The 16706-nt window shown below is 61.6% G+C and carries 16 protein-coding genes and 2 pseudogenes; 3 read left to right on the top strand and 15 right to left on the bottom strand.

Annotation, left to right across the window (positions count from 1 at the left end; translation table 11 throughout):
- From IBX53_RS10065 to IBX53_RS10125, 13 genes and pseudogenes are all read right to left on the bottom strand, one after another.
- Positions 1-136: pseudogene (locus IBX53_RS10065) on the bottom strand (electron transfer flavoprotein subunit beta/FixA family protein); the annotation flags it as partial.
- Positions 137-219: 83 nt separating this feature from the next.
- Positions 220-996 (bottom strand): ferredoxin--NADP reductase, encoded by a 777-nt coding sequence (locus IBX53_RS10070; protein WP_290908723.1) that lies wholly within the window; start codon positions 994-996, stop codon positions 220-222.
- 87 nt (positions 997-1083) lie between these two features.
- The gene (locus tag IBX53_RS10075; RefSeq protein WP_290908725.1) at positions 1084-2094 is read right to left on the bottom strand and encodes a putative sulfate exporter family transporter; all 1011 of its coding nucleotides are present in this window, start codon (positions 2092-2094) and stop codon (positions 1084-1086) included.
- The gene (locus IBX53_RS10080; RefSeq protein WP_290908728.1) at positions 2091-2405 is read right to left on the bottom strand and encodes a DUF971 domain-containing protein; all 315 of its coding nucleotides are present in this window, start codon (positions 2403-2405) and stop codon (positions 2091-2093) included. The genes IBX53_RS10075 and IBX53_RS10080 overlap by 4 nt, the downstream gene beginning before the upstream one ends.
- Positions 2406-2424: 19 nt before the next feature.
- Positions 2425-2607, bottom strand: a complete 183-nt coding sequence (locus IBX53_RS10085; RefSeq protein WP_290908730.1) for a hypothetical protein — start codon at positions 2605-2607, stop codon at positions 2425-2427.
- Positions 2608-2610: 3 nt separating this feature from the next.
- A complete protein-coding gene (gene fdxA, locus IBX53_RS10090) occupies positions 2611-2934 on the bottom strand; it encodes a ferredoxin FdxA (protein WP_290908732.1) in 324 nt (107 codons plus the stop codon).
- Between the two features lie 66 nt (positions 2935-3000).
- Complete coding sequence (locus tag IBX53_RS10095; RefSeq protein WP_290908734.1) at positions 3001-3960, bottom strand: HEAT repeat domain-containing protein; 960 nt, start codon at positions 3958-3960, stop codon at positions 3001-3003.
- 8 nt (positions 3961-3968) lie between these two features.
- Positions 3969-4202 carry a ferredoxin family protein gene (locus tag IBX53_RS10100; protein ID WP_290908735.1) on the bottom strand — a complete coding sequence of 78 codons (234 nt, stop codon included), beginning with the start codon at positions 4200-4202 and terminating at the stop codon, positions 3969-3971.
- Between the two features lie 33 nt (positions 4203-4235).
- Positions 4236-5969 (bottom strand): fumarate reductase/succinate dehydrogenase flavoprotein subunit, encoded by a 1734-nt coding sequence (locus IBX53_RS10105; RefSeq protein ID WP_290908737.1) that lies wholly within the window; start codon positions 5967-5969, stop codon positions 4236-4238.
- A complete protein-coding gene (locus IBX53_RS10110; protein ID WP_290908739.1) occupies positions 5966-6724 on the bottom strand; it encodes a GntR family transcriptional regulator in 759 nt (252 codons plus the stop codon). Before IBX53_RS10110 ends, IBX53_RS10105 begins: the two co-directional genes overlap by 4 nt.
- Positions 6725-6807: 83 nt before the next feature.
- Entirely contained in the window at positions 6808-7668 is an 861-nt protein-coding gene (locus IBX53_RS10115) for an ABC transporter ATP-binding protein (RefSeq protein ID WP_290908742.1), read from the bottom strand.
- Between the two features lie 49 nt (positions 7669-7717).
- Positions 7718-8635, bottom strand: coding sequence for an ABC transporter permease (locus IBX53_RS10120; RefSeq protein ID WP_290908744.1), 918 nt, complete (start codon positions 8633-8635; stop codon positions 7718-7720).
- A 440-nt stretch (positions 8636-9075) separates the two neighbouring features.
- Positions 9076-10458: an ABC transporter substrate-binding protein gene (locus IBX53_RS10125; protein WP_290908746.1), complete on the bottom strand. Its 1383-nt coding sequence runs from the start codon at positions 10456-10458 to the stop codon at positions 9076-9078.
- Positions 10459-10771: 313 nt separating this feature from the next.
- On the opposite strand from IBX53_RS10125, the gene apbC reads away from it, so the two are divergent.
- From apbC to IBX53_RS10135, 3 genes and pseudogenes are all read left to right on the top strand, one after another.
- The gene (gene apbC / locus IBX53_RS10130) at positions 10772-11887 is read left to right on the top strand and encodes an iron-sulfur cluster carrier protein ApbC (RefSeq protein WP_290908748.1); all 1116 of its coding nucleotides are present in this window, start codon (positions 10772-10774) and stop codon (positions 11885-11887) included.
- A gap of 277 nt (positions 11888-12164) precedes the next feature.
- A pseudogene (locus IBX53_RS16260) lies at positions 12165-12415 on the top strand (efflux RND transporter permease subunit); the annotation flags it as partial.
- Entirely contained in the window at positions 12404-13576 is a 1173-nt protein-coding gene (locus IBX53_RS10135) for an efflux RND transporter permease subunit (RefSeq protein ID WP_367171555.1), read from the top strand. The pseudogene IBX53_RS16260 and the gene IBX53_RS10135, both read left to right, overlap by 12 nt.
- Here IBX53_RS10135 and hutH read toward each other — a convergent pair.
- Together hutH and hutU are read right to left on the bottom strand one after the other, a co-directional pair.
- The gene (gene hutH / locus IBX53_RS10140; RefSeq protein WP_290908752.1) at positions 13458-14993 is read right to left on the bottom strand and encodes a histidine ammonia-lyase; all 1536 of its coding nucleotides are present in this window, start codon (positions 14991-14993) and stop codon (positions 13458-13460) included. The genes IBX53_RS10135 and hutH overlap by 119 nt on opposite strands.
- Before the next feature lie 14 nt (positions 14994-15007).
- Positions 15008-16648 (bottom strand): urocanate hydratase, encoded by a 1641-nt coding sequence (gene hutU, locus IBX53_RS10145; protein ID WP_290908755.1) that lies wholly within the window; start codon positions 16646-16648, stop codon positions 15008-15010.
- Between the last annotated feature and the right edge of the window lie 58 nt (positions 16649-16706).

The following is a 16706-nucleotide window of genomic DNA, read 5'->3' on the forward strand; positions in this document are numbered from 1 at the left end:
CCTCTTCCACGGCGATCTCGCAGAAGGGGTTCATGGCCATCTTGACGTTGGTGAGCTCCACGCCGCTATGGTCGGGTTTGACCCGCGCCTCGATATTGTGATCGATAACCCTCTTGATGGAGACGACTATCTTCATAAACGCTTACTCCTCCTCTTGGCCGCCATGGAAGCGGCCGGCAGTGGGAGAGATCAGGGGCACCAGCCCCCGCCCCCGCCCTATCACTTTTCGACGAAGGCCCGCTCGATGACATAGTCACCGGGCTCCCCCTGCTGAGGACTGGACTGGAAACCGAGGTCGTCAAGCATGGCGGTGAGCTCATCCAGCATCGCCGGACCACCGCACAGCATCACCCGATCCCGCTCCCGATCTAGCGGCGGCAAGCCAATGTCTCGGCACAGCTTGCCGCTCTCTATCAAGGTGGTAATCCGGCCCTCATGGCGGAACGGCTCGCGGGTCACGGTGGGGTAGTAGATCAGCTTGTCGCGGATCTCCTCGCCGAGGAGTTCGTGCTCGGGGAGCTCCTGAGTAATACGATCGTGATAGGCCAGTTCGCTGACATAGCGCACACAGTGCACCAGCACCACCTTGTCGAAGCGCTCGTAGACTTCGGGATCCTTGATGATGCTCATAAAGGGCGCCAGGCCAGTGCCGGTACTGAGCAGATAGAGGTTCTTGCCTGGCAGCAGATCATGAATGACCAGGGTACCCACAGGCTTGCGACTCACCATGATCTGGTCTCCCGTCTCGAGGTACTGCAACCGCGAAGTGAGGGGACCGTCGGGTACCTTGATGCTGAGAAATTCCAGGTAGTCGTCATGATTGGCGCTGACGATGCTGTAGGCTCGCATCAGTGGCTTACCCTCCACTTCCAAGCCGATCATCACGAAGTGGCCGTTCTCGAAGCGCAGCGTCGCGTCGCGGGTTGCCGTGAAACTGAACAAGGTGTCGTTCCAATGATGAACGCTAAGCACGTTGGCAGTGACGAATGCCGCCATGATGATTCCCTCCAGGATTGATGCATCAACGGATGCAGAGTCGAATGATCGGTTATCGATAGAAGCCAGGTGACCAGGGCATCGTCATCAGCCCGGCAGCCACATCATCAGCGCCAGCACGGTCAACGCCAGGCCGAGACTGAGCAGCACCAGCAGCAGCAGTGGCCGCCAGCCCTGGGCAAGAAGCTCCCCCACCGAGGTGCGCATACCCAGCGCCGCCATGGTGACCAGCAGACACCACTGGGAGACACTCACCAGCGTCTCGCGCATGGCGGGAGAGAGCAGTTCCAAGCTGTTAAGGGCGAACAGGGAGACAAAGCCGAGCAGGAACCAAGGAAAGTCACCCTTGACGCCCTCTTCCCCGCGACGCAGCCACCAGCCAATCAGAAGCACCAGCGGCACCAGCAGCGCCACCCGCAACAGCTTGGTCAGGGTTGCCACATCACCGGCCGCACCGGAAACCAGATAGCCGGCTCCGGCCGCCTGGGCCACGTCATGAATGGTGGCGCCAAGGAACAAGCCGATCTGGGCCTCGCTGAATCCGAGTCGCGAGACCAGCGGCGTATAGGCCAGCATGGCCAGGGTGCCGAGTGCCGTGACACAGACCACCACGCCGAGCAACCGGTGCTCCTCCAATTTCCCCCGCGGTAGCGCCGCGGCCACGGCTACCGCTGCCGACACTCCGCAGATGGCCACGGCGGCGCCGGCCACCAGGCTGTGCATGGAAGGCAGCTTCAGCTGTCGTCCCAGCCAGATCGCCAACCCCAGGGTAAGCGGCACACTGACCAACACAACCACCAACGGCAGGATGCCCACCTCCTGAAGTTGCATAAGGCCAATGCGTGCCCCGAGCAGGGCGATGCCCAGACGCAACACCTTCCGCGCGCAGAAGCCGACCCCGGGCTGGAGGCGCGCCTCCCCGGCCTGACCGGAGAAACCGAAGCCCAGCAGCAGGACGAGCAGCAGCGCCGGCGCCTCATAGTGTTCGGCCAGGAAGCTTCCGGCCAACGCCAGCACGCCACACAGCGCCACCCCAGGGTAGTGGCGCTTAAACACCTCCCAGGAGGGTGACGCCGCCAGCGGCACGGGCCCGTTCATGTCAGGGTCTCCCCCAGCTCGAGCAGATAAGCCCAGGGATAGAGCCCACGGCTGTGGCCATCAGAGAAGAACAGCTGAAGACCGCTGACACCGGAGAGCTCCACCCTGTCGATGGTGATATCGACGTCGTAGAGCGTCAGCCGGCCGCGACGCTGGGCCTGATTGCAGCTTGAGCAGGCACAGGCCATGCGCAGGTCCAGACAGCTGATGCGGCTGCGGTGACCATCGGGCCAGCTCAACTCCAGCTGTTTCTCGCGGCGGTTCAGGCGCACCTCCCGGGGAGGCGGGACGATCTCGGGCATTGCGGACATGTCGTTCTCCTTGGCGGTTTCAGGACGCCCTCAGGCCACCGCCCTGAAAGTGGTCGCGCAGGCAGAGGGCCGGCACCTCGGCGCTGGGGGGCGCAGCCAACACCTCGAGCATGGGGCGCACGCCGTCACCAAGGCTAAGGCCGAGCACCACGGCCAGGACGGCGGAACGTACCGGGCAACTCGTCATGACAAGTTGGCGCATGCATCAGCGCTCCAGGTACTGCAGCTTCTCACTCCGATCGACCCAGTGATCGGCCTCTACCAGAGGAGTGCGAGTCTCGCTGATGACCGGCCATACCTTGGCCAGCTCGGCATTGAGCTCAAGGAAGTGCGCCTGGTCCGGCGGCAGCTGGTCTTCGGCGACGATGGCATCTGCTGGACACTCCGGCACACAGAGCGAGCAGTCGATACAGCCCACCGGATCGATGACCAGGAAGTTCGGCCCTTCATGGAAACAGTCCACCGGGCACACCTCGACACAGTCTGTGTACTTGCAGCGAATACAGTTCTCGGTCACGACAAAAGTCATGGCTTGATTCCTCTCCAGGGCTCACACCGGCGGCGGCTCGGCTTCCCGGCCGCCGTCCGGCCAGGTTCAGGCGGCGGCGTCGAGTTTCGACTGGGCCCAGCGAGCAAGCTTGCGAACGTCGGGATCCGGGTCGTCCAGGGCCATCGCGATATAGGGCTGGCAACCGGGGGCGGCAATGGCCCCCAGGGCGCCGATAGCCGCCTTGCGCAGGTTGCTCATCGGATCCTCGGCACAGGCCCCCAGGGCGGGAATGGCCGCCGTAGAGCCGAGCTTGCCCAGGGCCTCGGCGGCTTTCTCGCGCACCTGCCAGGTGGCCTCGCGACTGGCCTTGACCAGCGCCTCGAGGCCCGGCTGATAGTTCAGCTTGCCGATGCCGGTAGCCGCCTCGCAGCGCACCTGCCAGTGGGCATCGCCGAGCCGGTCGATCAGGGTGTCGCCGACCCGCTCCGGGGCCGCATAGACCAGGGTACCGGTGGCGGCTCGCCTGACCTCGGCGTCGCCATCGTCCCTGGCACGCTCGATAAGCGCCGACAGGTTGTCCTCGGCCTTGAGCCAGCCAAGCACCGCCACCGCCTCACGCCGCACCCGGGGATCGGCATCCGCCAGGCGGGCCAGCGCCGGGGCCTGGGCTGCACGGACACGCAATGGCTTGAGCGCACGCAAGATGCCGGCCACCACAAAGGGGTCGGAGCTGCCTTCCAGGGCGGACAGCAGTGGCGGTGCAGCACTGGGATCCTTGAGATCAGCCAGGGCATGGGCGGCGCCATTGCGTACCACCTCATCACTGTCGCTGAGCGCGGCGATCAGTGAGTCGGCGATATCCTGGGCATCGAATTCGTCTACGACCTTGGCCGCCTCCTGTCGCACCGTGGCATCGGGATCCTTGAGGGCACGCACCAGTAGCTCGGCGGCTTCCGGCTCGCCGGAATCAACCAGCCCCAGTACCGCCACGCGGCGAATGCCCGGGTCGTCGGAATCGAGTCGCTCAGCCAGCGCCTGAAGTTCGGGGTCAGCGTAATGGGTCATCTTTCACCTCAGCGCAGCAGATAGGGAATATCGACGGTGACGGCACCGGTAGGGCAGTCGGCCTCGCAGGGCATGCAGTACCAGCATTCGTCATACTTCATGTGTGCCTTTCCGGTGTCGGGATTGATCCACAGCACGTCCAGGGGGCAGACATCGATGCAGACAGTGCAGCCCTTGTCGGCAATGCATTTCTCCTCGTCGACGAGGACCGGGACGGTGGTACGTTGATTGGCGGTTGGCATCGGATTTCTCCTGGCAGGTTGTCGGAACGGCGCTCAGGCGCTGGCGGTCTTCTCGACGCGAAGCTTCTGGTAGGCGTCTTTTTCTTCGCCCAGATCGACGATGTAGGGGGCCACCGGTCGGGTACCACTAGCCATGTTGCCGTTCTCGTCTTTGTAGAGGCGGCTGTGGCAGAACCAGTCCTGATCGTTCTGCTCGGGATGGTCGACACGGTAGTGATAGAGCCCCCAGCGGGACTCGGTGCGATAGAGGGAAGCCCGGGCCGCCATCTCGGCACAGTCGATGATTGACTGCACTTCCATGGCCCGCAGCAGCTCGTGGGGGTCGGCGGCACAAAGGTTAGGCACGTCCTCGCGGACGGCGAGGATGCGCTCCAGACCGATCTCCATCTTGCGAGTCACCTTAGGCGGCTGAAGGTAGTCATTGACCAGACGTCGCACCTTGTACTCCATCTGGGCAGGAGGAATACCGTCCTCGCGCAGGAGTGGCGCCCGGATGCGCTTGAGCTCCTCGGTGATATAGGCTTCATCGAGCTGTGGCTCACCACGCTTGGCGGCGAAAACCGCGGCACTTTCACCACAAATTTGGCCATAAACAAAGGCACCAAGCATGTAGGAGTGCGCCACTGAGGCCATGTCACCAGCGCCATACAGGCCTGGCACCGTGGTAGCCCCCGTCTCGTCGACCCACACGCCCGACGCGGAATGGCCGGAGCAGAAACCGATCTCGGAAATATGCATTTCCACCATGCGGCTGCGGTAGTCGGTGTGGCGACCGTCGTGGAATCGGCCCCGGGAGGGCCGCTCATTGGTGTGCAGTACCGTCTCGATCTCCTGGATGGTCTCCTCGGCCAGATGGTCTAGCTTCAGGAACACCGGACCGTTGCCACCCTCGAGCTCCTTGAAGAACTCGAGCATCATCTGACCCGACCAGTAATCGCACTCTATAAAGCGTTCACCATAAGCGTTGGAGGTGAAGCCGCCCAAGGGACCGGTCACATAGGCACAGGCCGGACCGTTGTAGTCCTTGAGCAGCGGATTGATCTGGAAACACTCCAGATTAACCAGGTCGGCGCCGACGTGATAAGCCATGGCGTGGCCATCACCATTGTTGGATGGATTCTCGTAGGTACCGAACAGATAACCCGAGGTGGGCAGGCCGATGCGACCGGCGGCTCCGGTGGCCATGATCACCGACTTGGCGCGGATGATGATGGGCTCGGCAGTGCGGGTGTTGACCCCGATCATGCCGGCGATGTTGCCGTCGGGATCCTTAAGCAGGCGGGTGGCCTGGAAGCGATTCTCGATCTCCACACGGTTGCGACGCAGGCGACGATAGAGGATCTTCTTGACGTTGTGGCCCTCCGGCATCGGCAGCACATAGGTGCCGAGGTGGTGGACCTTCTTCATATCGTAGTCACCCGTCTCGTCCTTCTGGAAATGCACCCCCCAAGAGTCAAGCTTCTCGATCATCGAGAAGGAACGCTGGGCATAGGCCATCAGGGCCGGCTGATGGACGATGCCATCATTGGCGATGGTGATTTCCTTGACGTATTGCTCCGGGGTGGCATGACCCGGCACGATAGCGTTGTTGAGGCCATCCATACCCATGGAAATGGCACCGCTGCGCTTGACGTTGGCCTTCTCCAGCAGGATCACCCGGAGCTCAGGATTCTGCTCCTTGGCGGTCACGGCAGCCATCGGGCCGGCTGTGCCACCGCCGATTACCAGCACATCTGTATCAATGACAGGGATGTCGTTCACGTTCATGATTCCTCCGATTTCCGTTCCACACAGAACTGATACTTGAAAGCGTCACCCCTGAAACAGAGGTATTCGAAGTCAACCGGTCGGCCCGAAGCGTCATGGGTCAGGCGCTCGACGCGTAGCACGGGTTCACCAATCTTCAGGTTGAGATGGTACTGGCACTCCTCATCGGCCAGTGTCGAGTCGATGGCGATATCCGCCGTCCCGAGGGGAATGCCGAAGTTATTCTCCAACATTGGAAAAATATCCCCGGAAAGATCTTGGCCAAAAAAGCGACGGCCAATATCCACAGGAAAGTAGCTATTCTCGATGGATACTGGATCACGATTTAGATAGCGGACGCGCTTTATTTCCACCAGCTCTTCACCGGGGATAAGCTGCAGGGAAGCGGCCACAATCTTAGGGGCGCGGCACTCCTGGATAGAGAGCAACCTGGCAGTAGCCTCATAGCCTTGAGCAGACATGGCCTCGCCAAAACCTTGTAAACGTTGAACGTTCTGTACCGCTTTTGGCTTACTGACGAAGGTTCCCTTCCCTTGGGCACTGAACACGAGCCCTTCATTATGTAGGTCGCGCAGTGCCTGGCGAATGGTTATGCGACTTACACCGAAGGTCTTCATCAGAGAGGTCTCCGATGGAAGCCTCTCATGTGGGGTGTAGCTACCCTCGAGAATCTGTCGGCGAAGAGCACTGCGTATCTGCACATAAAGCGGCTGGGGCGACTCGCCAGGCTGCAACTTGAGTTCGGGGCTTTTCATGGCCACCTCGACTTATCATGACATGTCATGACGATTTAACGGATCTCTGGCTCGGCCTGACCAGACCGCTCCATCAAATACTTCTAATTCTGCTGTTCGAAGGCGCGCAGGGTTTCCTTGCGTATCAACGCCAGACACTCGCGCTTGATCTCCATGAAATCGGAACTGGTTAGCAGGTCCGCATGGCGGGGACGCGCCAACTTGACACGAATATCGGCGATGATGCGCCCGGGGCTGGCACTCATCACCACGATGCGATCGGAAAGGAAGACAGCCTCGTCGATATCATGAGTAACAAACAGCACGGTGTTCTTGAACTCACTCCATATCTCCAGAAGATTTTCCTGCATCATGGTGCGAGTCTGTGCATCCAGGGCCCCAAAAGGCTCATCCATCAGTAGTACACGGGGATAGTTGGCCAGGGCCCGAGCAATACCGACTCGCTGCTGCATACCTCCGGAGAGAGTGGCGGGATAGGCATCAGCATAACGTGACAACCCCACCAGAGAGAGAAAGGTGCGCGCTAAACTCTCTGCCTCCCGATTTCCAACACCAGACATCAAGGGGCCGAAAGCGACATTATCCTTGACACTTTTCCATGGGAAAAGTGAGTGCTGCTGGAAGACCATACCACGGTCTGGACCAGGCCCCCTTACCGACTCACCATCCAGAAGCAACTCTCCACTGCGAGGCTTGACGAAACCCGCCACTGAGTTCATCAGCGTCGACTTACCGCACCCTGACGGTCCTAGAAGGCAGATAAACTCGCCTGGGAGAATTTCAAGACTGGCTCCCGACACTGCCACATTAGGGCCACTTTTAGTATCGAAGACAATATCCACATTCCGCAAGCTGATATGCCCTTTTCCTGATGCATCTTGTGGAAGAAACCGATGCTTTTTATCCAACACTGCCCTGTCATCCTGGGTGGCTACCATGTTCATGGTCCGCTCCTGAAACTGTTGCATATTTCGAAACATTGCTATCAATGGCTCAAGCTCTAGCACCTTCCTTTTGCCAGCGAAGGAGTGGAGAACAACCCTTGCGAACCAGTAGAGTGCATAGCGAACCAAGGGCACCGATCACCAACATGCCGATGATAATTTTTGGGTATTCAACGAGGGTGTAGGCAGACCAGGTGAAATAGCCGATGCCGTATTGGCCACTTATAATCTCCCCTGCCAGCAGCGAGAACCACGCCACCCCCATACCAATGGCCAGGCCTGCCACGATGCTCGGCAAAGCACCCGGCAGTACCACATGCCGGAGGATAGCCATATTGCTGGCACCCAGGCTACGTGCTGCCCTAACCAGGACCTTTGATGTTTGCTCGACCCCGTGAACGGTATTGAGAACGATAGGGAAGAGTGCACCAAGGAAGGTAATGAAGACGATACTGGCTGTCTCGCTTGGCATCATCAGGATCGCCAAGGGAATCCAGGCAACCGCGGGAATGGGCCTCAGTATCTCGATATAGGGAAGAATCACATCCTCGGCAAAGCGGGATCTGCCCATCAAGATTCCGAGCGAGATCCCGATTACAACGGCTAGACCATAGGCAATAGCAATGCGCTGCATGCTGTGCAGGATGTGCAAATAGAAGGACTGGCTACTCAACTGGTTGATGAATTCACCGCCGACGACCAGCGGGTTGGGGATATTTTCGAAACGCAGGAAGAAGTTCACCTCGTTGACGGAGACCAAATGCCAGGCCAAGACAGCCACGACCAGTGCCGCAAGGCGCACGAGGTAACGATCCCAGTTGGTGGGAAATCGCGACACTGAAACTCTGGCAGGCACCGCTACTGCGCCGGACTTATCATCAGAATTTGACACAGGGGAGACATCATCTTCGGAATGAGATAGCACAGCCTCGGGCGCTGGCTGGAATGACGTTGGTTTCACACTCATCGGGTCATCTCCTACTAGTGGGAACCTTCCGGTTCCATATTGCTTTAGGTTATCGGCCCCTGATGCCTCGTGGTCCCGCTACCTTGAAGGGCCATCCTGTACTATCAGGTCATATCCATTTTCTATATACCTGCACATGCCGTGCCAGATACCCGATCCTTCCTCCTATCCTTATGTTTTATAAACCCATATGAAGCCAGCGACCCTATCACCCAGCTATCCCCTGCCAATCTTAGCGATCATCATTGGTGCAACACCCATAACCAACGCACTAAAATCGACAATTATTTTTCGAAAAATCAAACTATATCGATAACAAGTAGTACAAGTTTCATCCCTTTTTCTACTGCTCAAAAAAAACGAAAAGCGCGAGGCAAGAGAGAATAATTCTCGCCCCGCGCTAGGGTGCCACCCTGGCCACGTTGTGGCTTATGGTGAGGTCAGTCGGCCATAGCAATCGCCTCGCCGACATGGTCGGATATCGCCACCACCTGGCCACCATGCTCATCGATATGGGAGAGTGAGTCGGCAAGCTTCATGAAGGCCGCCATTTCCCCATCTCCGGTCTCGGCGAAGAAGGCCGCCTTGCCGAACATCTTCATGCCCGTGCCGTGATCGTAGACATAGCTGGCATTGATCTCACGTCCCGCTTCCTCGGCTTCTCGATAAGCTGCCACCATCTCGGCCAGGCTATCGAACTCAACTATCCCTTCATCGGCAAACCAAATCTTGGCCGGACTGAGAGCAGGGTCATTGGCGACTGGAGTCACCATGACGTCCAGGGCCTTCTCATAGTCGAGACCCATCGCCTCGTAAGCCATACGGATATACTGATCATCCACCCAGGCCCCGAAATCCAGGTCGGGAATGTTCATTTCATTCTGTAGAAGCTGGTGATCATACTCCAGCGCCTCCACCCAGGCGGTCTTGATGGAGGCATCCATGGTGGTGATGCCTCCATCACTCAGATAAAGGTAGAGGACCTCCTTGGCCACTCCGGTCCATTCGGCCAGCTCGGTCGCGGCCCGCATGGGGTCCTCATCGATCCATTTCTGGGCCTCCAGGGTCGCCTTCAGTACGGCCTCGACGACCTCAGGGTATTTCTCGGCATAATCCTCACGCACCACGATGCCATGGAAGGTCGGTACCTGCGCCTCGCTGCCATCGAAAATCTTGCGACCGGTTCCACGAAACTCCATCACCTCGGACCAGGGCCCGAAATCGGCATGAGCATCGATTCGGTTACCGGCGATATTGGCCACGCCTACCGGGGGGCTCTGGTCGATGATGTCGATATCACCGTCCAGCCCCGCATCGCGCAGCGCCTTGAGCGTCATGCCCCAGGCCGCACTACCCACCGGGGTAGAGATTCGCTTGCCCGCCAGGTCGTCCAGCGAATGCACCGGGGACGCCACCGGCACCACGATGCCATTCCCCGTGCCCTGATAGTTGTAGCCGGTGATGGCAATGAAGCGTGTCTCTACACGCCCGGTATCCTGGAAGCGGGAACCATTGACGATCAAGGGGTAATCCCCCATCACGCCGAACTCAAGGTTGCCGGCCAGCATCTGGTTGGTAATGGGTGGCCCAGAGTCATAGTCACGAAATACGATGTTGTATTCGACATTGGCATAATCGCCATCGGTCGGAAGGTGTTTTTCTATCAGCCCAAGCTTCTCGAGAACGATGCCGCCGGACACCGTATTGGTCACCATGCTTTGATGGCCGATTCCGACTCGTATCTCATCCGCCGAAACGACACCACCAGCCAAAGCCATCGAGCTGAAAAGACAGCCCGCAAACATTTTTCTACTGTATCTCATATCTAGTTACCTTGCTGTTAAGTGCACTTGTACTATCCAGTCATTACCTTCACCCCACAGCTGCAATAGCTGCACGACCCATGCCAAACTATTCTTGAAAGATCTCAATACACTGTTATTAATTGACTTTACCATTCCCACTCGTCGAACAGAAAAGTTAAACCCACTCTCTTGAATGCCCGTGCCTGGTGCGGAAAACAGAAAATCTGCATCATCCTGGCGCAATTCTTTCGGGGAGGAACAGGACAACTATTACAAGCTGATATAACCTCGAAACTCTGGCTTTTTCTCGAAAATAAACGTTAGAATCAACTTGCAAACACAGGAGAATGAAATGAAAGACGTCACCATTGAAATCATCGAAAAACTTATCAGAACTTGGGTCGATCCTTACCTTGGTCAGGACCTTGTCTCGGCCGGGGCCGTAAAGGAGATATCGGTCGACCAGGATCGTATTGAGGTTCGGGTGGTACTCCCCTATGCCGCATCGGGTCATCATGCCGACTGCGCGAAAGCGCTATCGGGGATCATCGAAGAGACAACCCCTTGCCGAAAGGTCGATATCGCGGTGAGCTCCCGTATCGAGGCCAGCGCCCCCCAGGGGGATCACTCGCCACTCCCCGGCATCAAGAACATCCTCGTCGTGGCCTCAGGGAAGGGTGGTGTCGGTAAATCCACCACCTCGGTCAACCTGGCCCTGGCACTGGCCGCCGAGGGGGCCAGTGCCGGGATTCTGGATGCGGATATCTATGGCCCCAGCCAACCGCATATGCTGGGCATCAAAGGAAAGCCAGAAACACCCGATGGAAAGCGCATGGAGCCCATGGAGGCACATGGCCTGCAGGCCATGTCCATCGGCTTGCTAGTGGAAGAGGACTCGCCTGTGATCTGGCGAGGACCTATGGTGACTCGCGCCCTGACCCAGTTGCTGACCGAGACCAACTGGCGTGACCTGGACTACCTGATCGTCGACCTGCCACCGGGTACCGGCGATATCCCCATGACGCTGGCCCAGCAGATTCCCATCAGCGGTGCCGTCATCGTTACCACCCCTCAGGACATCGCCCTGTTGGATGCTCGCAAGGGACTGCGCATGTTCGAGAAGGTCAATGTGCCAGTGCTGGGGCTAGTCGAGAACATGAGCATCCATATCTGCAGCGAGTGTGGCCATGAGGAACCCATCTTCGGCCACGGCGGTGGGCGCCGCATGGCAGAGGAGTATGGCGTGAAACTGCTAGGCGCCCTCCCCCTGGATATGCGTATCCGCGAGGAGACCGATGGCGGCCACCCCACGGTGACCGCCGACCCCGATGGGGACATTGCCGGGATCTATCGCGATATCGCCAGACAGATCAGTGCCCAGCTTGTCCGGCAGGCAACGGCTCCCGACCAGGTCGCGGGTCCTCGCCTGGTGGTCACGGAGGCCTGACACAGGCTTCGTCTTTTTAGGTTCAAGGCCCTCCCAATACGCTTGCCGGGCAAGCGTATTGGGAGGGCGCCACACTTGGTAAGCTGTGCCTATTCTTACCTGCCTGCCCCGTTTTTGCTGGCCTTCGCAGGGGGCCTGGCGCTCTGCCGGCGACCCTGCTGCTGGCCACTGCTCTGCTGTTGGCCGGCTGTGGCGATGCCGAGCGCCCGTTCAGCGGTGCCGAGGCCGCCGATGAGGCTGACAGCGTCCCCCGCAGCACGCCGATCGCCGCGGGGTGGTGGAGCAGCAGGTCACCCGGGTCCTGGAGCGCAACCTGGCGGCGGTGGAGAACCTGGTGGCCATCGACAGCCGCGCCTCCCAGGGACGCACCAACGTCAACCTGCGCTTCGAGTACGGCACCAACCTGGACCTGGCCCTGCAGGATGCCGCCCGCTACCTGGAGCTGGCGCGTACCCAGCTGCCCGACGGCATCGAGCCGCCGCGGCTCTACAAGTTCGACCCGGCCCAGGACCCGATCTGGCAGGCCGGCTTCAGCTCCAGCGTGCGCTCCGAGACCGCAGCCCCGCGGCCCAGGTCGCGGTGTTCAAGCTGCCCCAGGCCAACACCGTGGAGGTGGTGGACGCCGTCAATGCGCGCCTGCGCCAGCACGAGCGCTCGGGGTTCATCCCCGAGGATATCCGCTACCAGGCGGTGGGCGACCCGGCCTTCTTCATCCGCGGCGCGATCCATTCGGTGGCCAGCGCCGCCCTGCTCGGCGGCGCGCTGCCCAGGGTGCTGCGGCTGGGCAGCGAGTTCCTGCCAGTGGTGGGCGACGGCAACATCGCCATCAACGTCTGGCTGCCGCCGGGCACGCCCCCGGGCGAGACCGACGCGGTGGGCCGCGAGGAACAGAGCCCGCTGATGCGTGTCCAGGTGGACCGTGAGCGCGCCGCCGACCTGGGGCTGCGGGTCTCGGAGGTGGGCCAGGCGATCCGCGATGCCATGGACGGCGCCGTACCCACCCGCTTCATGACCGCCAACCACGAATATGATATCCGCGTGAGGCTGCCCAGCGAGGCGGTGAAGAACCCGGATGCCCTGGGCGGGCTGCTGCTGCCCCGCGACAACGGCGTGCCGGTACAGCTCAGCGAGGTGGCCCGCTTCTCCCTGGGCGAGGGGCCGGCGCATATCGAGCGTGAGAACCAGAGCCGGGTGGTGCGGGTCAACGGCGACTTCAACACCGAGCTGGCCGATGTGGGCACCATCATGGGCGAGGTAGAGGCACGCCTGGCCGGGCTCGACCTGGCCGACGAGATCAGCGTGCTGCTCGGCGGTCAGTGGGAGACCCTGCAGGAGACCCGCCAGGAAATGCGCCTGGTGATCGGCCTGGCGTTCTTACTGGTGTTAGTGGTGCTGGCGGTGCAGTACGAGCGGCTCAGCAACCCCCTGGTGATCCTCAGCGCCGCCCCGCTCTCACTGCTCGGCGTGGTCGGCGTGCTGTGGGCCACCGGCACCCCGGTCTCGGCGCCGGTGCTGATCGGGGGTATCCTGCTGATCGGGGTGGTGGTCAACAATGCCATCCTGCTAGCGCTCAGCCCTGGCTGGGCAGCGTGCCGGGGCGAGCCAGAGGGCTCAGAGCCCGGGCAGCGAGCAGGTCGCTGGCGGCTTCGATGTCCGGTGCAAAGAAGCGGTCCTGCTCGTAGTGGCTGACCCGGTCGCGCAGCAGCTGCCTGGCCTGCTCCAGCGAGTCGGTGCTCTTCAGGCCGTGGCGCATGTCGAGCCCCTGGCAGGCACCCAGCCACTCGATGGCCAGAATGCCACGCACGTTGTCGGCCATTTCCCAGAGCCGCTTGCCGGCGGCCGGTGCCATGGAGACATGATCCTCCTGGTTGGCCGAGGTCGGCAGACTGTCGACGCTGTGAGGATGAGCCAGCGCCTTGTTCTCGCTGGCGAGTGCCGCCGCGGTGACCTGAGCGATCATGAAGCCCGAGTTGACGCCGCCGTTCTCCACCAGGAAGGGCGGCAGCTGGGACATGTGCTTGTCCATCATCAGCGAGATACGTCGCTCGGCGAGCGAGCCTGTCTCGGCGATGGCCAGCGCCAGGTTGTCGGCGGCCATGGCCACGGGCTCGGCGTGGAAGTTGCCGCCGGAGATGATGTCATCGTCATCAGCAAACACCAGCGGGTTGTCCGACACCGCATTGATCTCCACCGCCAGCACCTCGGCCACCTGACGGATCTGGGTCAGGACGGCACCCATCACCTGGGGTTGGCAACGCAGCGAGTAGGGGTCCTGTACCTTGTCGCAGTCGGCGTGGGAGTCACCGATGGCGCTGCCCTCCCCCAGCAGGTGGCGATAGGCTGCAGCGGCATCGATCTGACCGCGCTGGCCGCGCGCCTCATGGATCCGGGCGTCGAAGGGCGAGCGTGAGCCCAGGGTAGCCTCCACGGTCAATGACCCGCACACCGTGGCCGCCGCGAACAGGTCCTCGGCGTCGAACAGGCCGCGCAGGGCATAGGCGGTGGAGACCTGGGTGCCGTTGAGCAGGGCCAGACCCTCCTTGGGAGCCAGCTCCATCGGTGCGAGTCCGGCGATCTCGAGGGCGTCTCGAGCCGAGACCCACTCGCCCTGATACCGCGCCTTGCCTTCACCCAGCAGAACCACGCTCATATGCGCCAAGGGGGCGAGATCCCCTGACGCCCCGACGGATCCCTTGACCGGGATATGCGGGTAGACCTCGGCATTGATGAGTGCAGCCAGGGCGTCGAGCACCTTGCGGCGGATGCCGGAGAATCCGCGCGCCAGGCTGTTGACCTTGAGCACCATGATCAGCCGCACCAGGCTGTCATCCAGGGCCGCACCGACGCCGGTGGCATGCGACAGCACCAGGGAGCGCTGCAGTGCTTCGAGGTCCTCGTTGGCGATACGGGTCTGGGCCAGCAGCCCGAAGCCGGTGTTGATGCCGTAGACGGTGCGGTTCTCGGCGATCACGCGATTGACGCACTCCACGGACTTGCCGATTTCGGCATCGGCACTGTTCGGCAAGCTGACGCTGACGGACTCCTGGAAGACCTGGCGCGCCTGCGCCAGGGTCATCTTGCCGGGCTGAATTTCGAGATGGGGCATCGGGACGTCTCCTGTCAGTGGTTCAGCATCGGCAGATCGAGGCCGTTTTCACGGGCGCATTCCTTGGCGATCTCGTAGCCGGCATCGGCATGACGCATCACCCCGGTGCCCGGGTCGTTGCGCAGCACCCGGCCCAGTCGGGCATGGGCGTCGTCGCTGCCGTCGGCGACGATCACCACCCCTGCGTGCTGGGAGTAGCCCATGCCCACGCCGCCGCCGTGGTGCAGCGACACCCAGGTGGCGCCGCCGGCGGTGTTGAGCAGGGCGTTGAGCAGCGGCCAGTCTGAGACGGCATCGCTCCCGTCCATCATCGCCTCGGTCTCGCGGTTGGGGCTGGCCACCGAGCCGGAGTCCAGGTGATCGCGGCCGATCACGACCGGCGCCTTGAGTTCGCCGCTGGCGACCATCTCGTTGAAGGCCTGGCCCAGGCGGGCGCGGTCCTTGAGACCCACCCAGCAGATGCGCGCCGGCAGGCCCTGGAAGCTGATGCGCTCGCGGGCCATGTCGAGCCAGTTGTGCAGGTGCGGGTCGTCCGGGATCAGCTCCTTGACCTTCTGGTCGGTCCTGTAGATGTCCTCCGGGTCGCCGGAGAGCGCCGCCCAGCGAAACGGGCCGATGCCCTGGCAGAACAGCGGGCGGATATAGGCCGGCACGAAGCCGGGGAAGTCGAAGGCATTCTCGACACCCTCTTCCTTCGCCATCTGGCGGATGTTGTTGCCGTAGTCGAAGGTGGGCACGCCCATCTTCTGAAAGTCGAGCATGGCCTGGACATGCACGGCCATGGACTGCTTCGCTGCCTTGACGGTCGCCTCGGGCTCGGTCTTGCCACGTGCCACGTACTCCTCCCAGGTCCAGCCGGAGGGCAGGTAGCCATGCAGGGGGTCGTGAGCGCTGGTCTGGTCGGTGACCATATCGGGGCGAACACCACGTTCGACCAACTCGGGCAACACGTCGGCAGCGTTGGCGCACAGGCCGATGGAGATCGCCTTGCCCTCGGCGGTGTAGCGCTCGATGCGAGCCAGGGCGTCGTCGAGGTCGTCGGCCTGCTCGTCCAGGTAGCGAGTGCGCAGGCGGAAATCGATGCTGGTCTGCTGGCATTCGATGTTGAGGGAGCAGGCACCGGCCAGGGTGGCGGCCAGCGGTTGGGCACCGCCCATGCCGCCGAGGCCGGCGGTCAGGATCCAGCGGCCGGAGAGCTCGCCGCCGTAGTGCTGGCGCCCGGCCTCCACGAAGGTCTCGTAGGTACCCTGCACGATGCCCTGGGAGCCGATATAGATCCACGAGCCGGCGGTCATCTGGCCGTACATCATCAGGCCCTTGCGATCCAGCTCGTTGAAGTGCTCCCAGTTGGCCCAGGCCGGCACCAGGTTGGAGTTGGCGATCAGCACGCGCGGGGCATCCTTGTGGGTCTCGAAGACGCCCACCGGCTTGCCGGACTGCACCAGCAGGGTCTGGGTATCCTCCAGACGCTGCAGGGTCTCGACGATCTTGTCGTAGCACTCCCAGTCGCGGGCGGCACGGCCGATGCCGCCATACACCACCAGGTCCTCGGGGCGCTCGGCCACGTCGGGGTGCAGGTTGTTCATCAGCATGCGCAGCGGGGCCTCGGTGAGCCAGCTCTTGCAGCTGCGCTCGGTGCCGGTGGGGGCGGCGATCTTGCGGCCGGCGTCCCGGCGGCCGGCGTCCCGGCGGCCGGCGTCCCGGCGGGCGGGG

Source organism: Halomonas sp., from assembly GCF_014859505.1.
Classification (GTDB): domain Bacteria; phylum Pseudomonadota; class Gammaproteobacteria; order Pseudomonadales; family Halomonadaceae; genus Halomonas.